General features: G+C 52.8%; 11 protein-coding genes. All 11 read left to right on the top strand.

The window, feature by feature from the left end:
* Window positions 1-94: 94 nt before the first annotated feature.
* Complete coding sequence (locus M9Q49_RS23520) at window positions 95-838, top strand: hypothetical protein (RefSeq protein WP_254511400.1); 744 nt, start codon at window positions 95-97, stop codon at window positions 836-838.
* Window positions 835-1,689 carry a hypothetical protein gene (locus tag M9Q49_RS23515; protein ID WP_254511399.1) on the top strand — a complete coding sequence of 285 codons (855 nt, stop codon included), beginning with the start codon at window positions 835-837 and terminating at the stop codon, window positions 1,687-1,689. The genes M9Q49_RS23520 and M9Q49_RS23515 overlap by 4 nt, the downstream gene beginning before the upstream one ends.
* Before the next feature lie 172 nt (window positions 1,690-1,861).
* Complete coding sequence (locus M9Q49_RS23510; protein WP_254511398.1) at window positions 1,862-2,050, top strand: hypothetical protein; 189 nt, start codon at window positions 1,862-1,864, stop codon at window positions 2,048-2,050.
* A 1,001-nt stretch (window positions 2,051-3,051) separates the two neighbouring features.
* Window positions 3,052-5,418, top strand: a complete 2,367-nt coding sequence (gene hsdR / locus M9Q49_RS23505; RefSeq protein WP_254511397.1) for an EcoAI/FtnUII family type I restriction enzme subunit R — start codon at window positions 3,052-3,054, stop codon at window positions 5,416-5,418.
* A 71-nt stretch (window positions 5,419-5,489) separates the two neighbouring features.
* Window positions 5,490-6,008 (top strand): hypothetical protein, encoded by a 519-nt coding sequence (locus M9Q49_RS23500; RefSeq protein WP_254511396.1) that lies wholly within the window; start codon window positions 5,490-5,492, stop codon window positions 6,006-6,008.
* Window positions 6,009-6,065: 57 nt separating this feature from the next.
* Window positions 6,066-6,830 carry a hypothetical protein gene (locus tag M9Q49_RS23495; RefSeq protein ID WP_254511395.1) on the top strand — a complete coding sequence of 255 codons (765 nt, stop codon included), beginning with the start codon at window positions 6,066-6,068 and terminating at the stop codon, window positions 6,828-6,830.
* A 1-nt stretch (window position 6,831) separates the two neighbouring features.
* Window positions 6,832-8,373 carry a class I SAM-dependent DNA methyltransferase gene (locus tag M9Q49_RS23490; protein ID WP_254511394.1) on the top strand — a complete coding sequence of 514 codons (1,542 nt, stop codon included), beginning with the start codon at window positions 6,832-6,834 and terminating at the stop codon, window positions 8,371-8,373.
* On the top strand, window positions 8,370-9,524 hold the full coding sequence (locus tag M9Q49_RS23485; protein ID WP_254511393.1) for a restriction endonuclease subunit S: 1,155 nt from the start codon (window positions 8,370-8,372) through the stop codon (window positions 9,522-9,524). Before M9Q49_RS23490 ends, M9Q49_RS23485 begins: the two co-directional genes overlap by 4 nt.
* Window positions 9,521-10,660, top strand: a complete 1,140-nt coding sequence (locus M9Q49_RS23480; protein WP_254511392.1) for an ABC-three component system protein — start codon at window positions 9,521-9,523, stop codon at window positions 10,658-10,660. The genes M9Q49_RS23485 and M9Q49_RS23480 overlap by 4 nt, the downstream gene beginning before the upstream one ends.
* Window positions 10,653-11,180 carry an ABC-three component system middle component 2 gene (locus M9Q49_RS23475; RefSeq protein WP_254511391.1) on the top strand — a complete coding sequence of 176 codons (528 nt, stop codon included), beginning with the start codon at window positions 10,653-10,655 and terminating at the stop codon, window positions 11,178-11,180. Before M9Q49_RS23480 ends, M9Q49_RS23475 begins: the two co-directional genes overlap by 8 nt.
* A gap of 2 nt (window positions 11,181-11,182) precedes the next feature.
* Window positions 11,183-13,033 carry an AAA family ATPase gene (locus M9Q49_RS23470; protein ID WP_254511390.1) on the top strand — a complete coding sequence of 617 codons (1,851 nt, stop codon included), beginning with the start codon at window positions 11,183-11,185 and terminating at the stop codon, window positions 13,031-13,033.
* The last annotated feature ends 150 nt before the right edge of the window (window positions 13,034-13,183 follow it).

The raw sequence follows: 13,183 nt of genomic DNA, 5'->3' as shown, positions 1-13,183 counted from the left end.
ATAGTCGCCGCTTGGCCGCACCTACCGCTTGCGGTTCGAACGGTGCTGGTTTCATGTGTTCGTGCTCCTTCAGTCTCCGACGAGGGGCTCGGCAATGAACAATGAATGCACTGGAGGAGACTCCGCGATCGCGACAGACCGAGTCGGGACTGCTCTTCAGTTGATTCTGGACCGCCGTCTGGAACTTTTCGTCAATCTGGCCGGTCAGGCGATGATTGCCCTCCCGACCTCGGGCAATTCGGAGACAAGCCTGTGGCCTCTTCGGTCCGAGCGAGTTAGTTCATGGATTGCCGCGTTCATTTGGGACCGACTAAAAGTAGTCCTCGCCGAGCGAGAAATTGAACGGGTCGTCATGGTGCTAATCGGTCGAGCTTACGGCGATCAGCGAACAAACATCGCACTTGCAGAAGCGATAGAACAGGACCCGCTACTTGATGCACTCTTGGTGTTTATGCATCAGAACGCAGTTTTCGATAAGTCATGCACCGCACTGCGTGCCGCACTGAACAAAGTGGCGAGGGCGATTGGCCTCGATATGCGAGACCACTTGTGGCCGAAGGGTGTACCTCAGCTTAGCCGCCGCATCAGCGATCTCGCGGACCTGCTCTTGGTCGCCGGCATCACGACCAAAATCGGTCGTCGCGGAAGCGGCGTCCGGTTTGTGAAACTCACGCGTACGACGTCTGCCAACGGCGACGATCACGAAACACCGCCACAGGGACCGTCGGTCGACAAATCGCATCATCCCAAGCCATTAGGTCACCACGTCGATGCCGACGATGAAACTGAACTGTTTTCTCGACTCGAATCAACATCAATAAACGGAGGTCAGTCATGAAAGACATTGAACGCTGGATTCCTGATCGCTGGGATCAATTCCTTGGGAACCAGGAGCTTAAAGTGTACTTCTACGACTTGATCTGGTGCGTCCGAAAGGAGGGACACCGGAGTGGTTTTAATCTCCTTACGACTGGACCGTCCCGGACGGGAAAAACGTCCATGATCACATTCGGAATCAAATGTCTCGGCTGTCTGAACTTCGACTTTGAGACGATGAACCCATGCGGCAAGTGCAAGTGCTGCACGCTCAACCATCATCTCTACGGTAACGAGGGTTGGGAGAATGTCGTTGATTTTGAAAACGAGAGGGATGCTCCAACTCCTGTCCGCTATCACTACCTGCCTCTTGACTGCTCGCGGTTCTCCGAATCTGAATTGGAGCAGATCCTGCTTAAGCTCAGAGTCAAAGACGAAAATCTACGGGTTGTCTACCTGGACGAAGTTCACTGGCTGGCTAGGCGGTCAATGGATGACAAACTACTCAAGCCGCTGGAAGACTTTCCAGCAATTTGGATTGCCTCTTCCGCCTACGTCAAACGGGACGACCGGGACGGAGAATCGAACAATCATGAGGCAGCGTCATTAGAGAAGATGTTTCAAAACCGCTTCAGTTTTCGGATCACGACCACCAAGCCAGACTTAGGAGAGTTGATTGTCTGGCTTGCCGAGCGATGCCATGAGTGGGGGATTCAAGTGGAAACTCCAAAGAAGACCCTTGAACGCCTAGCCGAGCGATCTCACCAAGTAGTGGGAATGGCCCTGCAAGTTATTAACAAGGCTCACAAAAAGCGAAGCAAACTGCTGACGCTCGCAATGGTCGAGGAACACACATTCGACCTGGACGACTGAGTTTGTGAGCTTGCCACCGGCGAAGATCGCCAACTTCACGACATGCCACCTGCCGCAGTGAAGTTTCCGAGTTCTGAACCAGAGAATCAAGTGACTTCGCGGTAATCACGACATCAACGGATTGCGAAACCCATCACGATGAACTGGGTACCGGTATCAATAGATACCGTGCGTGTTCGGTTCGGACAGGCCATCCAAGCTGACCACAAACTTCAAAAAGCAGAAGCCAAAGAAAAAAGCTGAAGCAAAAGTAGAAGCAAAAGAAAAAGCAAAAAAACAAAACACAGGACGAGAAAAAGAACGAACAACTGAAACAGATTCAAATCTGGAGCAGGAACAAAGGACAGGACAGGAATACTAGGTAAATAGTTATTGATTAACGAGGTGGAAGTCACAACGAACTTGCAAGCTCTGACTGTGGTCGGTATTCCGATGGAAGCCGGCCACAGTCAGTCCAAGGAGCGATCAATTGTCAATCCAAACAACATCGGTGCTACCGCACCAGACCGAGGCAAACAAAGGCCGTGGCCGATTGCCCCCAGGATGTCGTGCCCTGTACGTGTACGTACCGGAACAGACATTCAATTGGGCGAAGGCACAGGCCCATCTGTCCGGACTTCGTTTTAGCGATTACATCGTGCGACTCCTCAAGGAGGGGCAAGCTTTTAAGAACGATGACGCAACTCCACGATAATAACAGCCGTAACCGGCATTTCGTCGCCGCAAAACTCCGTGCCACAACGCACTTTACTAACAGTCATGATTACAAGCTCCTCTACTTTAGACGACGCCCAACTGAATTCCACAGTAATGATCGTGAGACATACTCCCGATTTCCAGTTGCTTGCGGAGGACGTCGCGGCTCGGCTCGTCGAATACGCCTTCAGGCCTGGCTGCGTTTACCTTAATCCCCAGGCATCGATCTTCGCCGATCGTCCCGATGGCAACTTTTTTCGAATGGTGCGAAGGTGCCAATCGTCTTGGTTCGATCAGTCTCGATACGCCTTCGGCCGAAGTGCCACTCGTAATGTTCGTGACTGGGTAGCGGAAACTGAATTCAGCAACAAGACATTCCGGTTCTTCAATCGGGCAGCCTGCTTCACTGGGCTGCTCTTCATCAATGGCCGCTACCTGGCCCCTCACAAATGGCCGAGGCCAAGTGGAAGGCGGTGATGCAAATCTGCGAGAGCGAACCAGGTTAAACGTCCGGCATTTTTTGAAGCCCAGTCAGCCTTGCTACTGGCGGGTGAAAGCAATACAACCAAGGGACTTCTGCCGAGTGAAAGCACCGAGATTCTGTCGGCCCACCTGAGGGCGAAAGCGAGGAAGGTTTGCCCCGGTCGAAGTAAGCGGACGAGGGCGATGAACGAAGCCGATACCTGTCGAATGCTGGTACGTCCCAAACTGGAATCTTCTGGTTGGGATGGCGACAAGCATTTCTACAACGAACAGACTTCGTTCACAGATGGTCGGATCGTCGTTCCTGGCGGAAAGCCACGGAGGCTAAAGAAGAAGTTCTCCGATTTCCTGCTCCGGTATACCCGCGACATCACTTTGGCAGTGGTGGAGGCCAAGTCCGACAAACGTCCCGCCGGTGACGGTCTCCAGCAGGCAAAAGACTACGCCACAATTCTGGGCCTGAAGTTTGCCTATGCCACGAATGGCATCGACATCCTCGAATACGACTTCTTCACTGCCGAGGAGAAAGAAGTCGAACGGTTTCCCACTCCTGACGAACTCTGGTTTCGCTACCAACAGGGACAGGGCCTTACGGGTGCAATCGCCAACGCCCGGCTGGTTCCGGACTTCTACAATCCAAAGAAGATCGCCCGGTATTACCAACGAATTGCCATTGATCGATCCATCGAGGCCATCCTAAAAGGCCAAAAGCGGTGCCTGCTGACTCTGGCCACCGGAACCGGAAAAACGACGGTCGCGTTTCAAATCTGCTGGAAGCTATGGTCGGCCGGCTGGAACGCTTCAAAAGATACCACCAGGAAACCCCGCATCCTATTTCTGGCTGACCGGAATGTTCTGGTCGATGACCCCAAAGACAAGGACTTCGCTCCCTTCGGGGAAGCCCGGATGAAGATCGAAGGGGAGGCGATTAAGAGTCGGGAGATGTACTTCGCCATCTACCAAGCCATTGCCAAGGATGAGCGACGGCCAGGCCTCTACCGAGAATATGCTCCCGATTTCTTCGACCTGATCGTGGTGGATGAATGCCACCGGGGAAGTGCCAAGGACGAAAGCAACTGGCGGGAGATTCTGGAATACTTCGAGTCGGCCTATCAACTCGGAATGACTGCCACTCCACTTCGGGAAGACAACCGTGATACCTACAACTACTTCGGCAATCCTCTCTACACCTACAGTTTGAAGCAAGGGATCGAAGACGGCTTTCTCTCTCCCTACCGAGTTCATCGGGTCCTGACGACGTTCGATGCGACCGGCTGGAGGCCCAACAAAGGACAACTCGACAAGTACGGTCGGACAATCCCTGACGGCGAGTACCAGACCAAGGACTTCGAGCGAGTCGTCTCCCTTCAGGCCCGTACGGAGGCCATTGCTCGTCATCTGACGGAATTCCTAAAAAAGACAGACCGGAAATCCAAGACCATTGTTTTCTGTGTGGACCAAGAGCATGCCGACCAGATGCGAAGGATCCTGAACAACCTGAATGCCGACATCGTCCAGAACCTATCTCCGGGTGAAGAGTATGTGGCCCGAGTCACTTCGGACGAAGGGTCGATTGGCAGGGGTTTCCTCAGCAAGTTCCAAGACCCCGAAGAACCTTACCCCGTCATCCTCACCACGTCGCAAATGCTGACGACGGGTGTCGATGCTCCCACCTGCCAGAACGTCGTCCTAGTACGAACCATCGGAGCGATGACCGAGTTCAAGCAGATCATAGGGCGGGGAACTCGGGTCCGCGAAGAAAAAGGCAAACTGTTTTTCAACATCCTGGATTACACCGGATCAGCAACCCGGCTTTTCGCAGATCCGGACTTCGATGGGGAACCCTCCCTCGCGACAACTGAGAAGATCGACGACGAAGGGGAAACGATTGAAGGTTCTGAAGTGGTGGAGGAAGAAGAAAAACCACCCAAGGATGAAGGACCAGCTAAACCAAACTTCGACGATGAAACCGCGGAACCACGAAAGTACTATGCTCACGGTGGCTCGGGAGGGATCGACACCGAAGTAACATTCGACCTGGATGCTGATGGTTCGAAACTCCGGACGGTTCAGATCACGCAGTACGTCGCCGATACGGTTAAGACGCTTTACACCAGCCCGGAAGACCTGAGGAAACAGTGGTCCGATTTCGAGCAACGGTCGGCTGCAGTAGAGAAGCTGGAAGATCGTGGGATCGACTTCCGGGAACTTTGTGCCCAAACTGGCCACCCAGACGCTGACCCGTTCGACCTCCTCTGCCATCTGGCCTTCAACGCCCCATTATTGACCCGAAAACAGAGGGCCGAGAAACTCCGCAAGGAGAAGGTCGATTTCTTCGATCAGTTCGGACCTGAAGCCAAGGCCATTCTGAACGAACTTCTGGACAAGTACGCCGAACACGGAACCAGCCAATTCTCAGTTCCAGATGTCCTGGAAGTTCCCCCGATCTCCACCCACGGGAACGTAGTCGAGATTGGGAGGAAGTTCGGTGGATCTGACCGGCTGATTCAAGCAGTCAATTTGCTACAACAACTTCTTTACGCAGCATAGACCTAGTAAGGGGCGGAATTGTAATGAGAGGAATGAGAAACAAGCATGACACAACCGGGCTTCCCCAGTACATGTCACAACTTATGAACGGGAAGCGTCGTGGCTACGTGTACTTCCTTGTTTCTGATGCACTTTGCTTGGTAAAGATTGGCGGTACTAATCTGTGGTATCGCAAGGGCAACAAGGTCTGGGCAAATGTAAACAAACGCATCAGCCAGGTCTGTCGAGTGTGCCCTGTACCCTTGCGTCTTGCGACTGTTTTGACTGGGGTGGCCTTCGGTAATGAGTCACAGCATCACAGCTACTTCCGGCATTATAGGTATCAAGCAAACAAGGAATGGTTTTGGTACCTCGACGACTTAAAGGATTACATCGACACCATTGCCGCATATCAGTCGCAAATGGATAATTACATCACGGCGAGCGAGAGATATACCCAGATGCTGAAGGCCGACCCAGACGCTGAAAGGGACGGAAGGATCCAGATACCCGAGATGCCAACTAATCCCCCTTGGCTCGACTTTGGTAAACCGCCGCCACTTCTTAAAAACACGCCAGCGTCATGGAGCTTGATACGGCCGGCCGATTGATGACGGCTTCAGGAGTGAAAGTCCATAGCTTGGCTAATATAAGATTCCGGACCATATATGACTCATGCGGTTGGTAAGTTTGTCAGTCAAATTCAAGTCTTGCCTCACACTGCCTTAGGCCTTGTATCCAGAACTGTAGGTCAATTTAGTTTGACCTCAATTGATGACGCGACAGTTGAAGCATCTTCTAGCGAAGCGAGTGCATTGCAGGAGTTCCGTTCAAGTGTGTTCATGGAAAAGCTTGAGCAGCTTGCCTGGGATCTAGTGTGGGAACAGCAGGTCGCCGTTCTATTTGAACCAGCTTTGGGAGGCAACAGAACATTAGTCAATGAACAAGGGCAGCAAGTAGTCGAGATCCATCTGGAAGATCGAATTGAGTTCAACCCGGAGAATCCGCGAGTTGGACTGGAACCCTACACTCATTTTGACCTCTTGCAGCAGATCCGAGACCACGTGATCAAGTCTCATTTGGCGACTGGTAACGCGTTACAAGCCACCAAGCTTCAAGGAAACGCAGCGATCTTGCTTGCGGTGGAGCACTTCGTGAAGGGTGTGGTTAATCGTCAGTATGCATTGGCGGAGTTCTATTCCGTCTATGAAACGATCGCACACCAATGGGCCGGTGGCAAAGCAGCACTGAAAGCACACATGACGCCTTCAAAATTGGAGAAAATCACGAAAATCGCAAATGACGGCCAGTTAGACCTTAGGCATCCACCTAAAGACCCCACTGCAGTGGCGGCACTCCCTCCAAATGCCATTGAGGACGCTGCGGTCGTTGCGAAAGAGATCATCGTGGAGTACGCGAAGGGAATTGTTTGAAATGGCCAAGACGGCTGCAAAGAAGGTCGCTCAACCCCTGACAACCGCCCAGCGGCTCGGGAGCCTCGTCAAATCTGCCCGCGACATCATGCGGAAGGACAAGGGACTCAACGGCGACTTGGACCGACTGCCCATGTTGACGTGGGTGATGTTTCTCAAGTTTCTCGACGACCAGGAGAAGATCGAGGAGGAACGAGCCAAGCTGAAGCGTCAGAAGTTTCGGCCGGTTATCGAATCACCGTATCGGTGGCGAGACTGGGCTGCAAAAGAAGACGGCATCAGTGGTGAGGCTCTCCGATCGTTCATCAACAATGATGAAGCTACGCGGCCTGATGGAACCAAGGGACCGGGGCTCATTGCATATCTCAGAGGTCTGCAGGGGGGCAAAGGTGACGACCGTCGAGATGTCGTAGCTTCCGTCTTCTCGGGGGTCACGAACCGCATGGATAGCGGCTACCTGTTGAGGGACGTGATAAACAAGATTGGGGCCATCCATTTTGACTCGACTGAGGAAATTCACACCTTGGGGCATCTCTACGAGAGCATGCTCAAAGAGATGCGGGATGCAGCCGGCGACTCCGGAGAGTTCTACACTCCCCGTTCCGTAGTTCGATTGATGGTCGAGCTCATGAATCCGAAGCTGGGCGAGGCAGTCCTAGATCCCGCCTGCGGGACTGGTGGCTTTCTGGTCGAAGCATTCCGACACTTGGAGCAGCAATGCCTGACGGTCGAAGACCGAAGAACGCTTCAGGAACGAAGCATCTTCGGGAATGAGGCCAAGACACTTCCGTATATGCTGTGCCAGATGAATCTGTTGCTGCACGGATTGGAATCACCACAGATTATCAAGGGAAACAGCCTCTCGCAGAAACTTACGGACATCACTGAACGCGACCGCGTGGATGTGATCCTCACCAATCCTCCCTTTGGCGGCGAGGAGGAACGAGGCATTCAGGGGAACTTCGCGGAGGATAAGCAGACGGCTGAGACCGCCCTGCTGTTCATGCAGCTGATCATGCGGAAGCTGCGAGCCACCCCGAAGCCAGGTCGGGCTGCGGTGGTCGTCCCGAACGGAGTTCTCTTTGGGGATGGTGTGTGTGGCCGGATCAAGCAGGAGCTACTGACGAAGTTCAACCTGCACACCATCATCCGTTTGCCCAATGGCGTCTTCGCACCGTACACCAACATTCCGACGAACCTATTGTTCTTTGATCGCACTGGCCCCACCAAGCAAGTCTGGTTCTACGAACAGCCCCTGCCGGAAGGACGCCGCCAATACACGAAGACGCTGCCCATCCAGTACGAAGAGTTCACCGAGTGTTTGAGGTGGTGGAGCAAACGAAAGGAATCGGAGCGGGCTTGGAAAGTCCCAGCGAAGGACATACTTGAAAACAACTGCAACCTGGACATTAAGAACCCAACTGCGACGACGGACTTCGAACACCTGCCTCCGGAACAATTGGCTGATGACATCCTGAAGAAGGAACTCCGGATCGCCGACATCATGCGGGAAATCAAAGAACTCTTGGGGAGGAAGCCATGACGAAATGGCCAATGGTCCCACTGGGAGAAGTCCTCACGCAAGTTACGACCGCGACGAAGGTCCAAGCAGACAGAGATTACGCCAACTTTGGAATCTACTCCTTCGGCCGAGGGCTGTTTGCAAAGTCGCCGATTTCCGGGACGACAACGAGTGCAAGCAACCTGTATCAAGTTCGAGCAGGCCAGTTCATTTACAGCCGTCTTTTCGCTTTTGAAGGAGCCTACGGCTTGGTTGGTGAAGAGTTCGATGGATGTTTCATCTCGAACGAATATCCGCACTTCGACAGTGACCCGAAACGCATCACTCCAGCATTCCTTGCTACCTACTTCAAATGGCAGAAGGCTTGGGAGCAGGCAGCGAAACTTTCAACTGGGATGGGAGACCGCCGACGAAGAATTCAGCCGGAACAACTACTAAAGATGACCATTCCGCTGCCGCCGCTGAAAGAGCAGCAAAGACTGATTGAATATCTCGACGCACTGACTGCCAAGTGCGAGGAGGCGAAAGCCGAGACGACGGTGGTACAGCATGAGTCGAACAAGCTACTGCTTTCTGCATTCCTACAGATTACAGAAGGAATGCCGCGAAGCCGGTTGGGGGACATCGCTCCACTCGTCAGAAGACCGATGCTCGTTGACCCTTTTGCAGAATATCCTGGTGTGTCTGTGCGTTCTTTTGGTAAGGGAACCTTTCACACAGCACCAGTTCTAGGAAGCGAAATCACCTGGGAGAAGCCGCACCTTGTGAGACGGGGAGATTTGCTCATTAGCAATATCAAGGCATGGGAAGGGGCTATTGCCGTTGCCGGACCTGGTGATGACGGTCGCTTTGGGTCACATCGATACCTGACCTATGTTCCACAGGTCGGAATCGTCACGCCTCGCTTCCTGTGTTTTTATCTACTCACGGCCGATGGCCTACAACAGGTGAGTGAAGTGTCTCCCGGCAGTGCAGATCGAAATCGAACCACGAGTGCTAAGGGGTTATTGGAGATTCCAGTGCCGTTACCCAAGTACCCGAGACAGGTGTGGTTCGGAGAGCTTTTTGACAAGGTCCAGGAAGTCAAGACTCTTCAAACTCACGCGATCGAGGAACGTGAATCACTGTTGCCCACGATCATTGCTCAGGTCTTCACCGGAGATGCGGCATGAAGAAGAAATCCGCAAAGAAGTCATCTCCCAAATCGCAAGAGCCGCAATCGAGCAAGGCAAAGCTCGTCCCAATGCTTGAACCATCGCGGCCAACCCCGGTTCGTGCTGACCAGGTGTCTTCAGGGCTGTCGATCCCGCCTTTACAGCGTGTGAAATTGTTTTCGCCCGCCGAGTGGGAGCAGTTCATTCAAGAATGGGCACACTCCCTGAAGTCCAAGTATCACACGGTCATGCGATGTAGCGGAGCCGGTGACATGGGGCGTGATGTTGTCGGGCACACAGGCAAACTTTCAGGCAAAAAGCCCTGGGACAATTATCAGTGCAAGCACTACGACCATGCTCTACAGCCCGGAGATGTCTGGGTCGAGCTTGGAAAGCTGATCTACTACACCTTCATTGGCGAGTTCACCATTCCCCGCCAATACTCCTTTGTCTGTCCTTACGACGTCGGAACCACGCTGGCTCGACTCCTAGAAAACCCCGACAAGCTAAAGGCAGGCGTGATCGAGAACTGGGACAATCATTGCCGCACTAGGATCTGTGGCTCCGAAATAAAGTTCACTGGGAAAATGAAGCAATACGTTGAACGCTTTCCCTTTGAAATAGTCTCGTTTGTGCCAGTGTTGAAGTTGATTGAAGAGCACCGTGCCACGCCTTGGTATGTCTATCGCTTCGGAGGAGGTCTTCCGCAGAGACCCACCCCACAAACGCCGCCTGACAGCTGCACCGCACTGGAGATTCCATACGTAGCGGCCCTGCTGCTGGCGTATTCCGAAAATCTTGGCGAGACCGTAGAACACGCATTGATCGCAAAGTGGCCGACTTTAGAAACACATTTCAAACTGAGCCGTGCTTCGTTCTATTCTGCGGAGTCGCTCAGGGCCTTTTCCCGCGATCACCTTCCTGAGAAGGAATTCGAGCGTTTGCAAGGCGAGATCCATAATGGAGTTCAAGAGACTTACCTCGACAGCCATGCCGACGGATATCAGAAAGTACGAGCAGTCACGAAGGCGGCAATTGATATGCAGATCACAGACCACGCCCTTCTTCCGGTGCTAACCCCGCCAGATCGCAGAGGCATCTGCCATCAACTTGCTAATTCAGGGCAACTGAAATGGGTGAATTCAGATGAGTAACGACTTCAGTTCATCTACGACTGCAGGGCAATTAACGGCTTCTCGAGGGCCATTTAACTCACCAGTAGAGAGCGGCCTGAGAGCCTTGTGCCTGCTCTACGAAGCATTTCCTGAAGGCTTCGACACTCAGCGGATGGTTTTCTTTGATTATCTGACAGTCCATTCTGGCGACATCGAGGAAGGACCTCAGAGCCTGCACCCGGCGACGCCGTTCCGTTCAAATGAGTGGGTTGTGCGAAGGAGACTTGTTGATCAGGGGCTTCGCCTCCTAATGGAGCGAGGACTCGTCGCACCAGAGTTCAGTGACACTGGAATTCGCTTTTTGGCTACGGAGTCTGCTGGGGCGTTTGTTGCATGTCTAACTGAAGAATACACCGAACAGTTGAAGCTGAGAGCAAAGTGGGTGGTGGCGACTTTCGGCGACACCGAAGAAGGCGAGCTGAACGACTTTTTTACTCGTCATCTGGACCGCTGGGGTGCTGAATTTGAGTCTCTAGGCGACTGGAGTGGAGAGGAATAACTATGCCTTCAAAAGGTTTCCACTTCGTTCGGCTGGAGGCACATGGCCGTGACGTGAAGGTGGCGTCGTTGGATTTCGGAACAGGCCTCAACGTAATCAGTGGGGCCTCGGACACAGGAAAGTCGTACCTGGTGCACTGCCTGAATTTCATGACGGGTGCGAAGGAGCCACCAAAGGCGATTCCTGAGAGCAGTGGTTACGAGACACTTTGGCTTGAGATCGAAACATGGTCGGGTGAGACCTTTACGTTGGAGCGATCACTTCGGGGCAAAGACTTTCGACTGCACAAGTGCAAAATCAACGAGGTCGATCCGGCGGCCGATGTCGAGGAACTCAAAGAGTCTCGGTCCACTGGAAAGAAGCGAACAATATCGCAATTTCTCCTGGAGTTGATTGGTGCCGAAGGTCTTCGGCTTAGGATCAATGCAAAAGGCGAAGTACATTCGGGCAGTTTTCGTGACTTCGCCCATCTCTCGATCATCAACGAAGAGCGGATCTACACTGAAGGCTCTCCGGTACGAGCTACTGGACAGTTCGTCTCTAAAACTCGCGAGGAATCTTTCTTTCGATATCTGCTCACAGGGATCGACGATAGCAGCGTGATTAGCAGCAAGGACGAGGAGGAGACGGAACCGTATCGCCAGGCACGAGCAGAAGCGATCCAGCAAATAATTGAGTCCACTGAAGATGCACTTAACGAGCTAGTTGACGCCCCAGCAGAAGTCTCGTCGCAACTCGAAAAACTTCGAGTCACTATCGATCAAACAACCACGTCGATCGCTGTAGACAGAGATCGCCTCAGACAAGAGCAGGTGCGAAGGCGGGATCTGTGGGCTGATATTGAAGCATCCACTGCACGCACTGAATTACTCAATAGGTTAGTCAATCGGTTTGCCCTGCTCGACGAACATTACAAAAGTGACTCACGACGGCTAAAAGCCATGGCCGAAGCTGGCGAATACTTGTCGCAGCTTCCACTTGTTGAGTGCCCGGTATGTGGCACGGAGGACGCTTGGGGCGAGAATGAAGATATTGGCCAAGTGCAACGTGCATGTGCCGCGGAAATCCAGCGGATCGAAATGTTGCGGAGTGACCTAGAGAGTACTGTATCTGACATTGAGGGCCAGGTCGAAACTCTGAATCGAGGCATAGTACGCTCGAAGCGAAGCTATGACACAATTTCACAAGAAATTGAGAAGACATTGCTTCCCGCTGAAGAAGTTACTAAAGAGGAAATATCTCAACTTCTGGAGAAGCAAGTTCGGCTTGAACAAGCGACTGCACTGGCTGAGCAGGTGAGTCGACTCAAAGCACAACTTGAAGAGATCAGAAGTGCCGCTCCGCCTGCGAGTCGAAAACGAGAGACAACGGAAGGATCACAAACCGCCGCGAGTACCAGCGAAACAGATGAATTCTGCAAGGTCGTCGAGAAATTGCTCGGAGAGTGGAAGTTCCCCGAAACCGGACGAGTTACGTTCAGCGAAACAAAGCAGGACATCGTCATCAATGGCAAAGATCGAGCCAGTCATGGCAAGGGGATCAGAGCCTTGAGCTATTCCGCATTTGTGGTTGGGCTACTTCGATTCTGTCGAAAGAAAAAACGTAGTCACTCGGGAATTGTGGTACTGGACTCACCACTTGTGGCCTACCGAGAGCCAGATTCGCAGAAAACCGTCAAGACAGCGAATGTCAAGGAGAACTTCTACCGGTCGTTAGCAAAGCCAGTCCGAGAAACGCAGGTCATTATTTTTGAGAATGAAGATCCACCGGAGGACGTGATCTCCAAGATTACTTACACACATTTTTCAGGTGATAAGACGGGCAAGCATCGCTCCGGTTTCTTCCCCAGCTAAAGGTCAATTGTGCTAATCAGTAACCAGCATCTGCTGGGGTAGCCTAATCCCGCTGGCAGCAATATTCTCACATCGGAGCCCAGGCGAGCGTTACAGTCGTATAATGGCTGGATTGTCCGCCTATCCCTACAAGGGTCTAGGGGTAGAGGA

The organism is Anatilimnocola floriformis (assembly GCF_024256385.1).
GTDB classification, from domain to species: domain Bacteria; phylum Planctomycetota; class Planctomycetia; order Pirellulales; family Pirellulaceae; genus Anatilimnocola; species Anatilimnocola floriformis.
The sequence above is the reverse complement of the archived record's forward strand: the minus strand, read 5'-3'. Positions and strand labels throughout refer to the sequence as shown.

Excerpts from the sequence above, each read along its gene's own strand:
- M9Q49_RS23520 (WP_254511400.1), top strand. The coding sequence starts at position 95 with ATGAACAATGAATGCACTGGAGGAGACTCCGCGATCGCGACAGACCGA.
- M9Q49_RS23515 (WP_254511399.1), top strand. The coding sequence starts at position 835 with ATGAAAGACATTGAACGCTGGATTCCTGATCGCTGGGATCAATTCCTT.
- hsdR (WP_254511397.1), top strand. The coding sequence starts at position 3,052 with ATGAACGAAGCCGATACCTGTCGAATGCTGGTACGTCCCAAACTGGAA.
- M9Q49_RS23500 (WP_254511396.1), top strand. The coding sequence starts at position 5,490 with ATGTCACAACTTATGAACGGGAAGCGTCGTGGCTACGTGTACTTCCTT.
- M9Q49_RS23495 (WP_254511395.1), top strand. The coding sequence starts at position 6,066 with ATGACTCATGCGGTTGGTAAGTTTGTCAGTCAAATTCAAGTCTTGCCT.
- M9Q49_RS23490 (WP_254511394.1), top strand. The coding sequence starts at position 6,832 with ATGGCCAAGACGGCTGCAAAGAAGGTCGCTCAACCCCTGACAACCGCC.
- M9Q49_RS23485 (WP_254511393.1), top strand. The coding sequence starts at position 8,370 with ATGACGAAATGGCCAATGGTCCCACTGGGAGAAGTCCTCACGCAAGTT.
- M9Q49_RS23480 (WP_254511392.1), top strand. The coding sequence starts at position 9,521 with ATGAAGAAGAAATCCGCAAAGAAGTCATCTCCCAAATCGCAAGAGCCG.
- M9Q49_RS23475 (WP_254511391.1), top strand. The coding sequence starts at position 10,653 with ATGAGTAACGACTTCAGTTCATCTACGACTGCAGGGCAATTAACGGCT.
- M9Q49_RS23470 (WP_254511390.1), top strand. The coding sequence starts at position 11,183 with ATGCCTTCAAAAGGTTTCCACTTCGTTCGGCTGGAGGCACATGGCCGT.